Below are 16,371 nucleotides of genomic sequence, written 5' to 3'. Positions count from 1 at the left end.
GTGCTGGAAAAGCGGGAGGGCTCGCTGCTGGGCGGGTTGTTCGGTTTGCCGCTGGAAGAAATCGGGGCGCGGGAGACGGCAGCGGATGCTCTGGCCCGTCTGCAAGCTCGCCTGGGCGCCGAGGTGAAAGAGTGTCTTGGCACTGTGCAGCACGGCATGACGCACCGCCGCCTGTCGGTGGAGGTCTACCGCGCCGAGGCGGACCGGCCCCGGCAGCCGGTCCGGGGCGCGGCCCTCTCGCGGCTGGACCACAAGGCGCTGGATGTGTGGCGGCAGCGGCAGGCGGGGCTGTTCGGTGCGGCGCTGGACAGTTCCCCGCTGGGCGAGGCGTGAGCAGTATTTGATATGCAATTCGCATTTCTCTGCTAGCCTGCGGCGATGCTCGGGGTGGAGGGACTGACAGTGCGCTACGGCTCGCAGGTGGCCCTTGAGAACGCCACCCTGCGGTTCGAGGCCGGGCAGTTCACTGCCGTGATCGGCCCCAACGGCGCGGGCAAAAGCACCCTTCTGCGCGCCCTGGCGGGGCTGCTGACCGACTATGAGGGCCGGGTGACCTTCGACCCCGGCCACAGCCCCCGCACCTGCCTGTCCTACGTGCCGCAGCAGCAGACGCTGGACTGGGGCTTTCCCGTCACGGTCTGGGACACGGCGATGATGGGCCGCACCGGGCGGCTCGGCTGGCTGCGCTGGCCGGGGCCCCGTGACCGGCAGATCGTGGAGGACGCGCTACGCGAAACCGGCGTGTACGACCTGCGGAGCCGTCACATCGGCGCGCTCTCGGGGGGCCAGCGTCAGCGGGTGCTGCTTGCCCGAATGCTGGCGCGGCAAGGGCACCTGCTGCTGCTCGACGAACCGCTGACTGGGGTGGACGTGACCACGCAGGAACAGCTCATGGCCTTGTTGCGGAGACAGGCCGACCAGGGCCGCGCCGTGGTGATGGTGACGCACGACCTCGAACAGGCCCGGCGCTGGTGTGACCGGATTGTCCTCATCAACCGCCGGGTGATTGCCGACGGCACGCCGGACGCGGTGTACACGCCGCAGAACGTGGAGGCGACCTTCACGGGCGGCGGGCCGGGCGCGGCGGGGGCCCCCTGAACATGCACTGGCTGACCGACCCGCTGCAATTCGATTTCTTTGTCCGGGCGCTGCTCGCGGTGAGCCTCGTGAGCATCCTGTGCGCGCTGATCGGCGCCTGGGTGGTGCTGCGCGGGCTGAGTTACATCGGGGACGCGATGAGCCACGCGGTGCTGCCGGGCATCGTCTCTGCCTTTCTCCTCAAGGGCAACCTGCTGCTCGGCGCGGCGATTGCGGCGGTGCTCACGGCGCTGGGCATCGGCTGGATCGGACGTCGCAGTGGGCTGAAACAGGACAGCGCCATCGGCATCGTCTTCGTGGGGATGTTCGCGCTGGGCATCGTGCTGCTGTCGCGGGCCCCCACCTTCACGTCCGACCTCAGCAATTTCCTGATCGGCAACCCGCTGGGCGTGACCCCCGCCGACCTGTGGGGCGCCCTGGCGGTCACGCTGGGGGTAGGCGGGCTGCTCACGGCGATTCAGAAGGAGCTGCTGCTCGCTTCCTTCGACCCCACCGAGGCGCGGACGGTGGGGCTGCCGGTCACGCGGCTGAACAACCTGCTGCTGGTGCTGATCGGGCTGGTGGTGGTGCTGACGGTGCAGCTCGTGGGGACCACCCTCAGCGTCAGCCTGCTGATCACGTCCAGCGCCGCCGCCCGCCTGCTCTCGCGGAGCCTGCGGACCATGATGCTGCTCGCCGCCGCTCTGGGCATCCTCGGCGGGGTCAGTGGGCTGTATGCCAGTTATTACCTCGACACCGCGCCGGGGGCGACCATCGTGCTGGTGAACACGGCTATTTTTCTGCTGGCGCTCGCGTTTCGGCGGAAGTAGGGGCGCTTCCCTAGCCCTCCACGGCCAGCAAGCGCAGTTCGCCCGTGTCCGCCTCGCCCTCAATCGTCAGGACTTCGAGGCGGCAGGGGAGGTCGTCGCGGCCACACTCTCGCGTCAGGTACTCGAGCGCGGCGCGGTGCATCAGGGCCAGCTTGCGCGGGGTCACGCTGTCGAGCGCACTGCCGTAGCGGGCCTGCCGCCGCTGCCGGACCTCGGTGAAGACCAGGGTGCCGCCCGGCTCGCGGCTCACGAGGTCGATCTCGCCGCCCGGAATGCGGTAGTTGCGCCGCACGATTTCGCGCCCGAGGCTTTCGAGATGCGCGGCGGCGCGGGCCTCGGCGGCGGCGCCCTGGTGGATTCCCCTGGGACGGGACGTGGGCACGCTCAGGCGTCGGGGCCGTGCCCGAGGTCGGCCAGCAGTTCGCGGTAAAAGCGTCCGGCGTCGCGGCGCACCTCGTCCAGAGTGGCGTCCTCGCGGGCAAATTCCATCGCGGCTTCCACCGCCTCAGCGAGCACCTGCGCGTAGATCGGCCAGGGTTCGCTCTGCTGGGCGATGGGGGTCGCCGGGGCTGCGGGCACAGGAGGCGCGTCCGAGCCATCGAGTTCACGCAGGGCGAGTTCGGCGGCGAGGCGTTCGGCGTCCTTTTTGGTGCGGCCCTCGGCGGTGGCAATGACCTGTCCGCTCGACCAGACCTTGACGTGGAAGGTGCGTTCGTGGGCGGGGCCGTGGGCTTCGGCTTCGAAGGTGGGGGTTCCCAGTCCCAGGGACACGAGGCGGGCAATCAGGTCGCCTTTGGCATTCATGGGGTAGAGGGTACGGGATTGGGGCGGGGGTGGAGGGGTGAGAACTTCGGCTTTAGCTTTTTGCCCCGCCCCCAAACCCCCTACCCCAGAGGGGCAGGGGGCTTAACGCTGGCGCTATGCACCTTGCGGTGATGGCGCGTGCAGGTCAGTGTTCCTCAAGTGCGTGGGGTGGTCTGGATGCTCGTGATTTCTACAGACGCGAGGCCCGCGCACTTCGTGCACGACGGCCCTGGCGTTCTGCGTTTCTCCGTTGGACGTGGAGCAGCGAAAAGAAGGCCACAGCAGAAGCATGTTTCTGTCTCTCGTCTCCTCCCCCTGCCCACTACACTTTCCCCATGACGCAGACTGCCGCGCCGCCCCCCCTTCCCGATCTCCCGCCGCAGCGCCGGGTGGTGCTGGGGTTGCAGCATTCCATCGCCATGTTCGGGTCCACGGTGCTGGTGCCGATTCTGGTGGGGTTGTCGCCCTCGGTGGCGCTGTTCGGGGCCGGGGTCGCCACGCTGATTTTTCACCTGCTCACGCGCGGGCAGGTGCCGATTTTCCTGGGGAGTTCGTTCGCCTTTATCGCGCCGACGGCGCTGGTCATCAAGGAGATGGGCCCGGCAGCGGCGGCGGGGGGCCTCATTGCGGCGGGGCTGATGTATGTCCTGTTTTCGGGGCTGGTCAAACTGTTCGGCACCGAGCGGCTGCTGCGGGTGTTTCCGCCGGTGGTGACGGGGCCGGTGATTATCGTGATCGGACTGGGGCTGAGCAGCGTGGCGGTGGATCAGGCGAAAACGAACTGGGGGCTGGCGTTGGTCACGCTGCTCGCGGCCATCATCGCCAGCATCTACGGGCGCGGGCTGTTCCGGATGATTCCCATCCTGATCGGCGTGGTGACGGGCTACCTCGTGGCGCTGGCAACCGGACAGGTGGGCGCCAAAGCGCTGGCCGACATCGCCGCCGCGCCGCTGCTGGGGCTGCCGCCGTTTCACGGTCCGGCGCTCGACTGGCGGGCGGTCGCCATCATCGCGCCGGTCGCCATCGTGACCTTCATCGAGCACGTGGGCGACGTGGTGGTCAACGGGCGGGTCGTCGGCAAGAACTTTCTGGCGAATCCGGGGCTCTCGCGCACCCTGCTCGCCGACGGCATCGCCAACATGAGCAGCGCGGTGATGGGTGGGCCCGCCGCGACCACCTACGCCGAGAACACCGGGGTGCTCGCGCTGACCCGTGTGTACGACCCCCGCGTGATTCAGATCGGCGCAGTGTTCGCCATTCTCTTCGGCTGCTCGCCCAAGCTGGCCGCCGTTTTGCAGGGGCTGCCGCAAGGCGTCCTCGGCGGCGTGTCCATCCTGCTGTTCGGCATGATCGCCTCGGTCGGCATCCGCACGCTGGCCGAGGCGCAGGTGGACTTCGCCCACAGCCGCAACCTGATTATTGTCAGCCTGATTCTGGTGCTGGGCCTCGGCGGGGCGAGCTTTCCGCTGAACGTGGCGGGCACCAAACTCGAACTGCACGGGATGGCGCTCGCAGCGCTCGTCGGCATCGTGGCGAACCTGCTGCTGCCGCGCCAGAGGCCGGAAATCAGCGGAAAAGCGGATGGTATGGGACCGGGCGTGGGCTGAAGCCCCGACATTTCCAGGCAGCAAAAAGCAGCGCTCGTGTCAGGGCGCCGCTTTGCTATTGCTGCTTTGTCCTTAGCCTGCTTGCGGCTCCAACTCGACCTTGATCCAGCCCGGCTGCCGCTTGTCGAAGGCTTCGAAAGCCTCAATCGCGCTGCCGAGGTGCTCGTGCTCGGTCAGGACGCGGGCCGGGTCCACCACGCCCGCCGCGACGAGGTCCACCAGACCCGGAATGATGGCGCGGTGGTTGCAGTTGCCCATGCGGATGGTGAGGTTCTTATTCATGGCCTTGCCGATGGGGTAGGTGGTCATCTGGGGTGAGTACACGCCGATGATGCCGATCTGACCGGCCTTCTTGGTCATCTCGATGGCCCACTCGCTGGCCTGCGAAGGCGCGTCGCCGGGGGTCCACTGGCCGTCTTTTTCCGGCTTGGCATCTGGGGCGACTTCCTGCACTTCCTGCTCGAACTTCTGCTCTTTTTCGGCGTCGGGCTTGGCGGGGCCAGCGTGCGCGTGCTGGGCGTCCACCCCCACCGCGTCAATCACGCAGTCGGCGAGCAGGCCACCCGTCAGCTTCTTGACCGCTTCCACCGGGTCTTCCTTCTCGAAGTTGATGACCTCGGCGCCGTTCTTACGGGCCATGTCCAGGCGGTCATCCAGCCGATCCACCGCGATGACGCGGGTCGCGCCGAGCAGCTTGGCGCTGATGATCGAGAACTGGCCCACCGGCCCGCAGCCCAGCACCACGACCACGCTGCCGGTCTTGACGCCCGCAATTTCGGCGCCGAAGTAGGCCGTCGGGAAGATGTCGGAAATCATGATGGCTTGGTCGTCGGACACGTTGTCGGGCAGCTTGACGAGGCTGGAGTTGGCGTACACCACGCGCACCTTCTCGGCCTGCATCCCGTTGAGCGGGCCGCTGCTCTTGGGGCCGCCGTAAAACGCGGTGCCCGCCGAAGGGCCGTTGGGGTTGGCGTTGTCGCACTGCGAGGTGTTGCCCTCGCGGCAGGGGGGGCAGTACCCGCACGACGCCGAGGAAGGAATGACCACCCGGTCGCCGGGCACGAAGTTGCGGACCTCGGGGCCGACCGCCTCCACGATGCCCACGCCCTCGTGGCCCAGAATCGTGCCGGGCACCATGTCGCTCATCGTCCCGCGAATGAAATGCAGGTCGGTGCCGCAAATCGCGCTGGCGGTGAGCCGCACGATGGCGTCAGTGGGGGCCTCGATCTTGGGTTCGGGAACGTCGTCCAGGCGAATGTCGCCGATGCCGTGCCATACGACTGCTTTCGTGCTGCCTCCTGCGCCGCCGGGGGAGAGGGAATGAAGAAACACTTTCGGCGGCCAGCCTCCGCATTTTCGTTCGCCCACGTGGCGCGCCGCAGTCGAGGAGGTTTAACTGCCCTTGGGTCTTGTCCGGAACGTGGGGAGGCGTCTGAACCGCTATTCTGGGTGGATGAAGCGCCTGTCCGCCGCCTTACTGCTTGTCCTGGCTTCCATCTCCTGTTCTGCGGGAGCGGCCTCGGTGGCAGAGGTGAAAAAAAAGGGCACGTTGGTCCTGGGAACAGACCCCACCTTCGCCCCCTTCGAGTTCAAGGGATCAGACGGCCAGGTCCAGGGCTTCGACATCGACATCGCCCGCGCTGTGGCCCATGACCTCGGCGTGCGGCTGGAGATTCGGCCTGTCGGGTTTGGAGCGTTGATGCCGCAGGCGGTCACGTCGGGCCGGGTGGACGTGGCCATGAGCGGCATCACCATTACGCCTGAGCGCGCCACAGTGGTGACGTTCAGCCAGCCCTACTACCGCAGCGCTCAGGTGTTTATTGTCCGGAGCGGTAACCCGGGCAAGTTCACCTGGCCCGCCGACGTGAAGGGCAAGACGGTGGGCGTACAGGCGAACACGACTGGGCAATACGCCGCCGAGCAGACCCTTAAACCCAGGGGAGCCACTATCAAGGTCTATGACGACTTTGCTGCGGGGCTGGCAGATGTGCGTTCAGGCCGCATCGCTGCGCTAATTGGGGACGCGCCCACCGTGAACGACCTGAAAAAGCGCCTGCCAGGACAGTTCGACAAGGCCGGAGCCGTGCTGGTCGCTGAGGACTACGGCATGGTCTTTAGGAAGGGCAGCGACCTCGCCGCCGCCGCCAACCGAACGCTCGCCCGCCTGAAGAGGAGCGGTGAGTACCAGAAGCTGCTCAACAAATGGATTGTCCAGAAGTAAGCCCGGCGGCATGACTGATCTGCTGACTGGCTTCCAGACGGCCCTCTCCGGCGACTACCCCCAGCTGCTGCTCTCGGGGTTGGGTGTCACGTTGGCGGTCAGCCTGTGTGCACTGGTCGTCTCAGTGGTGGTCGGTACTGCGTTGGGGCTGGTGCGGGTTTACCGGGTGCCGCTGCTCGGCCCAATAGGAAACATTTATGTCGAGGTGGTGCGCGGCATTCCGCTCATCGTGCTGCTGAGCGTCATCTACTTCGGGCTGCCCACGCTCGGCCTCACGCTCGCGGGCTTCCCGGCGGCGGTGCTGGCGCTGGGACTGTACAGCGCGGCCTACACGTCTGAAATTGTGCGCGGCGGGCTGGGAAGTGTGCCTGCGGGACAAATTGAGGCGGCCCGTAGCCTGGGCCTCTCGCGGGGGCAAGCGCTGCGCTTCGTGGTACTGCCGCAGGCGTGGCGGGTGGCGCTGCCCGCGCTCGGCAACGAGTTCGTGAGCCTGATTCTGGGCAGCAGCCTGGCGAGCGCCGTCACCTTGCAGGAGCTGTTCAGCCAGGGGCGTTACATCACCAACGCCACTTACCGTCAGTTCGAGGTCTACGCCGTGCTGGCCGTCATCTACTTTGTGCTGACCTTCACGCTGACCCGCGCGGTAAGGGCACTCGAACACCGCCTGAGCCGGGGCCAAAGCCTGCCGGAGCGGCGAGTGATTTAGGACAAAGCCCCCTCTGCCCGCTTTCTGCACGCTGCGCCCCTGGGTGTTCAGCTATGCCTCTGAGGCGATTGGGGCCCATTCAAGCAGCAGAGTGGCCCCTGCTTAGCAGCGCTGGGAGGCGGAGAGCACGGCAGCCAGAAAGCAAAGCGCTAATACCACCGCTGTCGGCCCGGTCATGCCCCACACCAGCGCCACCACCAGAAAGATGAGGGCAATCAGTGCGGCGGGAAGCCACTTCGCCCCCCGCCCCATGCTCAGCGCCGCCCTTTCCGCCGTGCCTTCTGCCCCGGCACCGTCGCCTGCTTGAACTCCTTGCCCTGGAGCTTGGCTTCGATGGCGCGAATCTGGTCGCGCAGACTGGCGGCCTTCTCGAAGTCCATCGCCTCGGACGCCTGCCACATGTCGAGTTCGAGGTCGGTGAGCTGCGCGGTCAGGCTGTCGCGGTCGCCCGAGACGTTCTCACTGCTGATTTCGCCTTCCAGTTCCTCACCGCGAATCACGTCGCGCACGCCCTTGATGACGGTGCGCGGGGTGATGCCGTGCTCCTCGTTGTAGGCCAGCTGCTTTTCGCGGCGGCGGGCGGTTTCGTCCATCGCAAAGCGCATGGCGGGTGTCACCACGTCGGCGTACAAGATCACCTCGCCGTTCACGTTGCGGGCGGCGCGGCCAATGGTCTGGATGAGGGCGCGGTCCGAACGCAGGAAACCCGGCTTGTCGGCGTCCAGAATGGCGACCAGCGAGACTTCGGGAAGGTCGAGCCCCTCACGCAGCAGGTTGATGCCCACCAGTACGTCGTAATGCCCCAGGCGCAGGTCGCGGATAATCACCTGACGTTCCACCGAGTCGATGTCCGAGTGCAGATACCGCGCCTTGACGCCCTTTTCCAGCAGGTACTCGGTCAGGTCTTCGGACATCCGCTTGGTGAGGGTGGTGACCAGCGTGCGCTCGCCCGCCGCCGTCCGCTCGCGCACCCGCCCCAGCAGGTCTTCGATTTGCCCCTGAATGGGCCGGATGGTCACCTCGGGGTCCACCAGCCCGGTCGGGCGAATAATCTGGTCGGCCACGCTGTCGCTGACCTGGTTCTCGAAGGGGCCGGGGGTGGCCGACACGAACACCGTTTGCCCGGTCTTGCTCAGGAACTCCTCGAAGTTCAGTGGGCGGTTGTCCATCGCCGAGGGCAGCCGGAAGCCGTAGTCCACCAGCGTCTGCTTGCGCGCGCGGTCGCCGTTCGCCATCCCGCCGATTTGCGGCACGGTGACATGCGACTCGTCGATGAAGGTGATGAAGTCGTCGGGAAAGTAGTCGAGCATGGTGTAGGGTGTGGCGCCCGGCGCGCGGCCATCGATGTGGCGCGAGTAGTTCTCGATGCCCGAGCAGTAGCCCAGCACCTTGAGCATCTCCAGGTCGTAGAGGGTGCGCTCCTTGAGCCGCTGCGCCTCGAGCAACTTGCCCACCGAGTGAAAATATTCCAGCCGCTCGTCGAGTTCCTGCTGAATGCTCCCGATGGCGCGCTCGATGTTGCCCGCGCTGCTCACGTAGTGCTTGGCGGGGTAGACCACCGTGGCGTCGAGGTCGCCCAGCCGCTCGCCGGTCAGCGGATGCACCACGCTGATGCGCTCCACGTCGTCACCCCACAGTTCGATGCGGAGCGGCTGCTCGTCGTAGGCGGGCCACACCGTCACCGTCTCGCCCTTGACCGAGAAGCGCCCCGGCATCAGCTCGATGTCGTTGCGCTCGTACTGCATGTTGACCAGCCGCCCGAGCAGCTCGTCGCGCGGCATCACGCCGCCCTTTTTCACAATGGCGTTGAGCGCGGTGTATTCCTTGGGGTCGCCCAGGCCGTAGATGCACGACACCGACGCCACCACGATGGTGTCGCGCCGGGTAAGCAAGCTGCGGGTGGTGGAGTGGCGCAATCTCTCGATTTCCTGGTTGACGCTGGCGTCTTTCTCGATGAAGAGGTCTTTGCCGGGCACGTATGCTTCGGGTTGGTAGTAGTCGTAGTAGGAGATGAAAAACTCGACGGCGGCGTCGGGGAAGAACTCGCGGAACTCGGAGGCGAGCTGCGCGGTCAGAATCTTGTTGGGCGCCATGATCAGGGCGGGGCGCTGCACTTCCTCGATGACTTTCGCCATGGAGTAGGTCTTGCCGGTGCCCGTCGCGCCCAGCAGGGTCTGATACCTCAGCCCACTTTCCAGTCCGTCCACCAGGGACGCGATGGCGGTGGGCTGGTCGCCGGACGGTTTGAATTCGGAGCGGACTTTGAGCATGACAACCTCCAGGGTGCGGCGGCAACGGTGGGCAAGGCAAACACAGGGCAAAGGTTCAAACAGAGTCTGAACGTCTGCCAACAGTTTACGCCCACAGCGTAAGGAGGAAGGTAAGCGGAATGGCGGATGGAGCCGCGTTACCCCGGCCTGCGCGCCACGACCACCAGTTCTCCGCAACCCGTGCCCACCGGCTCGCCGTGCCAGCCGCCGTAGACCTGCTCCACAGCAAAACCGGCGGCCTGCAGACTGGCCCGCAATTCGTCCTCACGGCGAAAGCGCAGACGGGAGGTTGAGGTGAGCACGTCCTGACCCGGCAAAAAGCGGGTGTGCTCGGCAAAGTGAACCACTGGACCAGAGACTATAGGGCCGGCTACGTCCAGCACGTCGCACCACGTTTCGGCTTCGCTGCCGTCCAGCAGGGTCAGCCGCTCGCGCTTGCCCGCCGAATCCCAGGTGTCCCACGCCCGCGCCGCCGGGTCGCGCATGTCGAAGGACAGTCGCCCGCCGGGAACGAGGGCGCGGTGAATGTGTTGCAAAACGTCCTGCCACGCGTCGTCTTCCACAAAGACCTGCGCGACATGCGCGGTCATCAGGCAGAGGTCGAAGGCCGCCGTGGGGGCGTCCTGCGCGCTGCCCTGTAACCAGCACACCGCTTCGGCCCCCGGCTTGCGCTGCGCCACCTCCAATGAGGCGCGGGCCGGTTCAAGGCCGGTGACCTGGTGCCCAGCCCGCGCCAGGGCAGTGGTCAGGCGTCCGGTGCCGCAGCCGAGGTCGAGCAGGCGGCACCCCGGCGTCTCGTTCGCCAGCGCGAGGAAAAAGTCGTCATCGGCGCCCCAGCGGTTGAGCCGGTCGTAGAGGATGACGAGGCGGGGGTCGCGGTACTGGGCCTGTTCGGTCATTGGATTTGCTCCAGAAAGTTGTTTATGTCGGCGTCACTTTTCAGGACCACCAGCCGCAGCCCCGGCACCGTGCGGAGCTGCGCGAGTTGCCAGTCGGCCTGCGGCGGAAAGTCCCAGACATCGCGCAGCAGCGCGTAAGCCGAAGGGCGTGTTAAGAAAGGCCACAGGACTTTAGCCTCGTTTGAGGAGCTGCCGCGCCTCTCTGTCGCTCCTGACCAGAACAAGCCGTAGGTGCCAGTGCTGTGCCAATGTTTCCAGCATCTGCGGTACCTTGCGCAGATAAGTCCAGGTATAGCGCACGAATTCCCAGTCCGGCAGGCGGGGCCGCAACCCGGCGATGTGGGGGTGCTGTCCGCTCAGCTCGCGCCGGAGCATCCGCAACAGGCAAAGTTCACGCGGCGGCACAAAGAAAATTACTGTGTCAGCGCGGGCGGCCCGCCGGTCAAGTGTGCTCCCGTAGTTGCCGTCCATAATCCAGGCGTCGCCGTCCAGCGCGGTCTGCAAGCGCTTCAGCCACACATCCCGCTCGACTTTTTCCCAGCCCGCGTTCCAGTACAGGTCGTCCAGATGGGTGAGCGGCAAACCCGTTCGTGCCGCCAGTTTTTTGGCAAAGGTGCTTTTGCCCGCGCCGGGGCTGCCGACAATCAAGACGCGCTTCATGCCCGCTCGTCCGTCACGAAATGCCCGATTTCGCCGGCAGGGAGGCGCAAAAGCTGGGGCACGCAGCGGGGATAAAGGGTGTGGTCGTCCAGGGCGTCCACGGCAAGCCAGCGAAAAAAGACGTGCGGATTATCCAGCACGGTGGCGGGCAGCTCTCCAGTCAACTCCACCCGGAAGAAGAACCCGAACTCGTGACGTTCACGCCCTTCCCAGTGGAAGAAGCGTTCCAGCGTGGCGCAGCGGGTCACGTCTGCCCGGAGCCCGGTTTCCTCGTGCCACTCGCGCTGGGCCGCCGCCGCTGAGCTTTCGCCAGTCTGAACCGCGCCGCCGGGCAAGGCGAAAAAATCTGGAAAACGCTCGTCCCAGCAGGTGAGCAACCTGTTGTCCTGAACACAAATCAGCGTGGCGCGGGTCTGAAACATGACGCCGTCGGGCGCGGGGAACCTCAGGTCGGTGGGCATAGGCGGGCAGTATCGGTGGCGGGTCCGGAGCGGCGCATCCGTCAGATGGCGCACTCAGGCTTCCAGCTCACGCAGCCGTCGCCGCCGGGCGTGCGCGGCCTCGATGAGCAGCAGGGCCAGCACGTTCAGCACATACAGGGCGCCGAGGGCCAGCCACAGCGCACTCCGAACCGCCGCCGTCTGAAGGGGCAAGGCAGGAAAAGGCAGCCAGCGGGCGAGCAGCGCGACGACCACTCCGGCCCAGGCGACGAGCAGCACGCCGCCCCAGGCGTTGCCGAGCAGCCCCGCACCGGGAAACAGCACGGCGAGCAGCCGGAACGCGGCGGGCCGCCCCAGTCGCCCAGCGGAAGCGGCGCGCGGAATGAGCAGCAGCACCAGCAGGGCGCCGATCAGCGGCAGCGCGGCGAGCAGCGCCCAGTTCAGCCGGGTGGCGGGGCGGCGCTCGGTCAGGAAGCCGAGCGGGTCGGTCACCGTCTGCCGCAGCACGCTGCCGAGGTCGCCGCTCACGCTGCGGGCGAGGTCGCGGCGCTCGGGGTAACACAGCCGGGGCTGGCCGGGGCGGTAGGTGCGCTGAAAAGCGGTTTCGGGCGTGGCCGGGTTGCGGCCCAGGTTGTAGGCGGGGGCGCTGAGGTCAGGCTGAAGTGCCAGGGCCTGCTGGTAGAGGGTGCGGGCCTGCGGCAGGTCGTCGCGGCTCTGGGCGATGGCTCCCAGGTTGTTCAGGGCGCAGGCATCGTCGCCGGCGCGGCCATAGAGCGTGCGGGCGGCGGCGAGGTCACCGTCGAGTTGCGCCCCCAGGCCGGAAAGCAGATAAGTCGCGGCGACGGGCTGCGGGTCGGCGTCACCCGTGCTGGGCAGAGCGAGGCTGGCGCTGTAGGTGCCGGTGCCGAGCGCGGGGGCCTGCAACGCCCGCCCGGTCAGGTTGGCCCACTGCCAGCCGCCGAGCGCCGTGAGCAGCGCCGCCGCCAGCGTGACCAGCAGCAGCCGTTCGCTGAACGAGGCGTAAGCGAGCGCCGTGCGCCGCAGCCGCTGGGGGGGCCGACGCCACGACCGCCAGCGGCCTCCCAGCGCGGCGAGGTCCTGCCGCTGAGTCGGCCACGCCCGCGCGCTCAGAGTCAGCACGGCGGCGAGCAGCGCCAGCAGCAGCGCAAAGGTCGCCAGCCGCGCCACATCGCGCAGCACGCGGGTGTCATTGGGCCCGAGGTTGTAGAGCGTGCCTTCGCGCAACGAGCGGGCGAATTGCCGCCACTCCTCGGCCTCCCCGGCGCGGCCCTGGGCGTCGAGCACGTCGGCGTAGCGGCGGTAGAGCGCGTCGCCTCCCTCGAAGCGGGGGTAAAGCTCGCGCAGAAAGCTCATCCAGACCTCGGCGCGGGGCAGGCGGTTTTGCGCGAGCAGCGTGCCTACGTAGCCGCTCGGGTTGCCGTAGGCGAACAGGGCCGCGCGGCTGACCGGCACGGCGGGGTCGAGCCCACGCGCCGCCGCGTCGCGTTTGGCCCGGTCGAGCGCCAGATTGGCCGCCGCCGGAAAGCCCGCCCGGTCCAGCCGCGCCGCGAGCTGTGTCCCCGCCGGAAAGGGCACGCTGACCCCCAGCGCCCGGCGCACCGCGCTCAGCGCCGCGTAGTCGTCGCCGCGGGTCTTGGCCGCCTCTGCCTCGCGCAGCGCGATAAAGGGATTGGCCGGAAACTGCGCCCCCGCGCGGGTCAGCTCCTGCGCCGGCAGCGCGTCGGCAAAGCGGGCCAGCCAGCCGGTCACCGCCGGGTCGGGCGTAAACACCACCCGCTCCTCCACCGGCAGTGCGTCGCCGGTCGGGTCGCCCAGCGTCAGGCGTTCGCTGCGGCCCGCGCCCCCCACCGTCACGCGCACCGCGCCCCCGGAACTGTCGAGCGAAGTCACCGGCCCCGGCAGGTCGGCGCGGCCCAGCACGCGGCCTTCGTCGCTCAGGGCGTAGACCACCGGCCCCACCGCCACGTAGTTCTGGTTGTCCAGCCGCACCGGGCGGCTTACTTGCCCCAGCGCTGGCGCGAAGGTCCACTGCCACGTCACCTGCTCGCCCGACAGCACCCGCACCGTTTGCCCGTCCACCCGCACTTCGGCGCTCGCCGTGCCGCCCAGGGCCAGCGCGAGCAGCAACAGGGTCCGCTTCATGCCCGCTGCTCCGCCAGCAGATGCACGGCGCGTATGCCCATCGCCGCGCTGCCGGCCAGAAACTCGGCCCCGCCGCCGAGGCGCGAGGCGATCAGCAGACCCACCGGCACCGCCACCACCGTGGCGAAGGGAATCGCGTTGAGCCGCAGCCGGGGTTGCAGCGTCGCCCGGTACAGCGGAATGAGGGCCAGCGCGAAGGTCACCGTCGCCAGCAGCGTCCAGGGCGCGACCACCAGCATGGCCCCCAGAAAAGGCGCGATGCCGCCGCCCCCCCGGAAACCGAACCACACCGGGTAACAGTGCCCGAACACGACCCCGAAGGTCGCCAGCGCCGTTGCCAGGGGAAGGGCTTGCGGCGCGAGCCACAGCGCCAGCCCCACGGCTGCCGCGCCCTTGAGAATGTCGGCCAGCGTTACCGCCGCCGCCGCGCCCTTGCCGTACTGCCGGTAGGTGCCGCTGCCACCGGGCAGGTCGCGCCCCCGGATGTCCTCGCCGCGCCCGCGCGAGTACAGCACGCCCGCCACCAGCGACCCCAGCAGGTAAGACAGCACGAAAACCACGGCGAGCGAAACCACAGCCCGCATTGTAGTAGAGGCCCCTGTGACTGGTGACGCCTGTGCCCGGTGACGCCTGTGACCGATGACATCTGCCGAAAGGTGGAGAAAACGTGCAGAAGGGCACGGGACAGTCCCGCCCGCCGCCTATCCTGCACGCCATGACCCTCACCCGCGAAGAACTGCGCCGCGTCTCCCGCCCCCTGCTGGTGCCGGAGTGGGCGGAGGCCGGAGCGCAGGAAAAGCTCCGGGCCGCCCGTGTCCTCGTCGTCGGCGCGGGGGGGCTTGGCGGCCCGGTCATTCGCCAGCTCGCGGGGGCTGGGGTGGGGGCGCTCACGGTGGCCGACGGCGACACCGTGTCCGTCACCAACCTGCACCGCCAGCAGCTCTACCGCACCGCCGATGTGGGGCGCTCCAAAGCCGAAACCGCCTGCGCCGTCGCCCAGGGGGTCAATCCGTTCGTGCAGATCCAGGCCGCGCCAGCGCTGACGCCGGAGACCGCCCCCACGCTCATCGCCGCGCACGACCTGACGGTGGACGCCACCGACAACTTTGAAACCCGCTACCTCATCGCCGACACCTGCCGCGAACTGGGCCGCGAGTGGGTGTGGGGCGCTGCCAGCGGGGTCAGCGGCCTGTGCAGCGTCTTCGGCCCGCACCTCGGCCTGCGCGACGTGTTTCCCACCCCGGAAGACGACAGCTCCTGTGACGAACTCGGCGTGCTCGGGCCGGTGCCCAACCTCGTGGGCGACCTGATGGCGCTGCAAGCCCTGCTCGTTCTCGGCGGCGTGGGCGAGCCGCTGCGGGGCAAACTCTGGACCTTCGACGCGCTGACGGGGCGGGTGCGGGTGCTGAAGATGGGGGGGTAAGGGTTTTTGCGGTGTATGCCTGAGAGCCCCTCGCCTCTCCGGCGCTTTTTTGACCCTCTCCCCGGGGAGAGGGCCTTGCGAAGCAAGGGGTGAGGGGTCTTTTCCCCACGCCTTAAACCCCCACCTCACCCAACTTCGCCGCCGCCCCCCGCAGCACCTCCGGCGGCTGCACCAGCGCAAAGCGCACGAAGCCTTCGCCGCGCTCGCCAAACGCCTGCCCCGGACTCACCACCACGCCGGTCTCCTCGGCGGCGCGCACAGCAAAAGCCACACTGTCGCGCAGCCCCGGCACCTGCGCCCAGGCGTACATGCTCGCCTGCGGGGTCTGGACTTCCCAGCCCAGGTCACGCAGCGCCGACAGTAGTGCGTCGCGGCGTTCCTCGAAAATGCGCGCTCCTACCCGGCCCACCTCGTCGGGCAGCCCCAGCGCGTGCGCCGCCGCCCGCTGAATGCCCAGATATGGGTGAAAATCAATCGCCCCCTTGACCCGCGCCAGCGCCGCCACCGCGCCCGCGTCCCCCGCCGCGAAGCCCACCCGGAAGCCGCCGAGGTGGTGCGTCTTGGACAGCGAGTGCAGTTCCACCACGCCTTCCATGCCCGCTTCCAGTGCCGAGGGGGCGCGGTAGTCGCCGAAGGTCAGTTCGGCATACGGATGGTCATGCACCAGCAGCGTGCCCCGTTCGCGGCACCACGCGGCGGCTTCGCGGAAAAACTCGGCGCTGGCAATGGCCGAGGTCGGGTTGTTCGGGTAATTGAGGAGCAGCACGCGCGGACGCACGTTCGCTGGCACCCGGCTGAGGTCCGGCAGAAAGCCGCGCTCCGGCAGCAGCGGCAGCGTCACCACGTTCAGCCCCGCCACCGCCGCCGCGCCCCAGTACGGCGGATAGCAGGGGTCGGGGAGCAGTAGCGTGTCGCCGGGGTCGGTCACGGCGAGCAGCAGGTGCGCCAGCCCTTCTTGCGCTCCGATCAGCGGCAGCACCTCGGTGTCGGCATTGAGCCGCACGCCAAAGCGCCGGGCGAGGTACGCGGCGGCGGCGTCGCGCAGAGGCTGGGTGTCGGAAAATAGCGGGTAGCGGTAGGTCGCCGGGTCGTGGGTGGCGGCCCGCAATTCGTCCAGCACGCTGAGCGGCGGGTGCTGGTCGCTGGAGCCGATGCTGAGGTCGGTGACGTTCAGGCCCCGGCCCCGCGCCCGCATCTTGGCGGCGTCCATCAGGGAAAAGACACTGCCGGGAACCGAGGAAGCACGCTGAGAAGCCCACATGGCCCGAGTG

General features: G+C 68.1%; 17 protein-coding genes (1 of these 17 running past the window's edge). 7 read left to right on the top strand and 10 right to left on the bottom strand.

The window, feature by feature from the left end:
• The 3 genes in view from mutY to DR_RS11730 are tightly spaced (at most 45 nt apart) and all read left to right on the top strand, a layout consistent with a single transcriptional unit that may run on beyond the window.
• Positions 1–333 carry the end of an A/G-specific adenine glycosylase gene (gene mutY, locus DR_RS11740; protein ID WP_010888913.1) on the top strand. It extends 759 nt beyond the left edge of the window, so the window shows 333 of its 1,092 coding nt (coding positions 760–1,092); its start codon lies beyond the left edge, outside the window; its stop codon occupies positions 331–333.
• A gap of 45 nt (positions 334–378) precedes the next feature.
• On the top strand, positions 379–1,098 hold the full coding sequence (locus DR_RS11735; RefSeq protein ID WP_010888912.1) for a metal ABC transporter ATP-binding protein: 720 nt from the start codon (positions 379–381) through the stop codon (positions 1,096–1,098).
• Between the two features lie 2 nt (positions 1,099–1,100).
• On the top strand, positions 1,101–1,907 hold the full coding sequence (locus DR_RS11730; protein WP_010888911.1) for a metal ABC transporter permease: 807 nt from the start codon (positions 1,101–1,103) through the stop codon (positions 1,905–1,907).
• 10 nt (positions 1,908–1,917) lie between these two features.
• Here DR_RS11730 and DR_RS11725 read toward each other — a convergent pair whose 3' ends face one another.
• Positions 1,918–2,289 (bottom strand): YraN family protein, encoded by a 372-nt coding sequence (locus DR_RS11725; protein WP_010888910.1) that lies wholly within the window; start codon positions 2,287–2,289, stop codon positions 1,918–1,920.
• 2 nt (positions 2,290–2,291) lie between these two features.
• Complete coding sequence (locus DR_RS11720; RefSeq protein WP_027480332.1) at positions 2,292–2,711, bottom strand: putative dsRNA-binding protein; 420 nt, start codon at positions 2,709–2,711, stop codon at positions 2,292–2,294.
• Between the two features lie 335 nt (positions 2,712–3,046).
• On the opposite strand from DR_RS11720, the gene DR_RS11715 reads away from it, so the two are divergent.
• Positions 3,047–4,318 (top strand): uracil-xanthine permease family protein, encoded by a 1,272-nt coding sequence (locus DR_RS11715; protein ID WP_051618921.1) that lies wholly within the window; start codon positions 3,047–3,049, stop codon positions 4,316–4,318.
• Positions 4,319–4,390: 72 nt separating this feature from the next.
• Here DR_RS11715 and DR_RS11710 read toward each other — a convergent pair whose 3' ends face one another.
• On the bottom strand, positions 4,391–5,650 hold the full coding sequence (locus DR_RS11710; RefSeq protein ID WP_051618922.1) for a zinc-dependent alcohol dehydrogenase: 1,260 nt from the start codon (positions 5,648–5,650) through the stop codon (positions 4,391–4,393).
• 199 nt (positions 5,651–5,849) lie between these two features.
• Here DR_RS11710 and DR_RS11705 point away from each other — a divergent pair, with 199 nt between their 5' ends.
• Together DR_RS11705 and DR_RS11700 are read left to right on the top strand one after the other, a co-directional pair.
• A complete protein-coding gene (locus DR_RS11705; RefSeq protein WP_234944649.1) occupies positions 5,850–6,539 on the top strand; it encodes an ABC transporter substrate-binding protein in 690 nt (229 codons plus the stop codon).
• Between the two features lie 10 nt (positions 6,540–6,549).
• Positions 6,550–7,245 carry an amino acid ABC transporter permease gene (locus tag DR_RS11700; RefSeq protein ID WP_034351086.1) on the top strand — a complete coding sequence of 232 codons (696 nt, stop codon included), beginning with the start codon at positions 6,550–6,552 and terminating at the stop codon, positions 7,243–7,245.
• A gap of 254 nt (positions 7,246–7,499) precedes the next feature.
• On the opposite strand, the gene uvrB is transcribed toward DR_RS11700, so the two are convergent.
• From uvrB to DR_RS11670, 6 genes are all read right to left on the bottom strand, one after another.
• Positions 7,500–9,515 (bottom strand): excinuclease ABC subunit UvrB, encoded by a 2,016-nt coding sequence (gene uvrB / locus DR_RS11695; protein ID WP_027480336.1) that lies wholly within the window; start codon positions 9,513–9,515, stop codon positions 7,500–7,502.
• A 137-nt stretch (positions 9,516–9,652) separates the two neighbouring features.
• Positions 9,653–10,414, bottom strand: a complete 762-nt coding sequence (locus tag DR_RS11690) for a class I SAM-dependent methyltransferase (RefSeq protein ID WP_010888902.1) — start codon at positions 10,412–10,414, stop codon at positions 9,653–9,655.
• A gap of 171 nt (positions 10,415–10,585) precedes the next feature.
• Positions 10,586–11,074, bottom strand: coding sequence for a DNA topology modulation protein FlaR (locus tag DR_RS11685; RefSeq protein ID WP_010888901.1), 489 nt, complete (start codon positions 11,072–11,074; stop codon positions 10,586–10,588).
• The gene (locus tag DR_RS11680) at positions 11,071–11,535 is read right to left on the bottom strand and encodes an NUDIX hydrolase (protein ID WP_027480337.1); all 465 of its coding nucleotides are present in this window, start codon (positions 11,533–11,535) and stop codon (positions 11,071–11,073) included. Before DR_RS11680 ends, DR_RS11685 begins: the two co-directional genes overlap by 4 nt.
• A 54-nt stretch (positions 11,536–11,589) precedes the next feature.
• Positions 11,590–13,677: a hypothetical protein gene (locus tag DR_RS11675; RefSeq protein ID WP_010888899.1), complete on the bottom strand. Its 2,088-nt coding sequence runs from the start codon at positions 13,675–13,677 to the stop codon at positions 11,590–11,592.
• Complete coding sequence (locus DR_RS11670) at positions 13,674–14,261, bottom strand: glycerol-3-phosphate acyltransferase (protein ID WP_010888898.1); 588 nt, start codon at positions 14,259–14,261, stop codon at positions 13,674–13,676. The genes DR_RS11675 and DR_RS11670 overlap by 4 nt, the downstream gene beginning before the upstream one ends.
• Positions 14,262–14,392: 131 nt before the next feature.
• On the opposite strand from DR_RS11670, the gene DR_RS11665 reads away from it, so the two are divergent.
• Positions 14,393–15,100: a HesA/MoeB/ThiF family protein gene (locus tag DR_RS11665; protein ID WP_010888897.1), complete on the top strand. Its 708-nt coding sequence runs from the start codon at positions 14,393–14,395 to the stop codon at positions 15,098–15,100.
• Between the two features lie 112 nt (positions 15,101–15,212).
• Here DR_RS11665 and DR_RS11660 read toward each other — a convergent pair whose 3' ends face one another.
• A complete protein-coding gene (locus tag DR_RS11660) occupies positions 15,213–16,361 on the bottom strand; it encodes an aminotransferase class I/II-fold pyridoxal phosphate-dependent enzyme (RefSeq protein ID WP_010888896.1) in 1,149 nt (382 codons plus the stop codon).
• Positions 16,362–16,371: the final 10 nt, after the last annotated feature.

The sequence above is a fragment of the Deinococcus radiodurans R1 = ATCC 13939 = DSM 20539 genome (assembly GCF_000008565.1).
Lineage (GTDB): Bacteria > Deinococcota > Deinococci > Deinococcales > Deinococcaceae > Deinococcus > Deinococcus radiodurans.
This window is presented reverse-complemented; position numbering and strand designations above follow the sequence as displayed.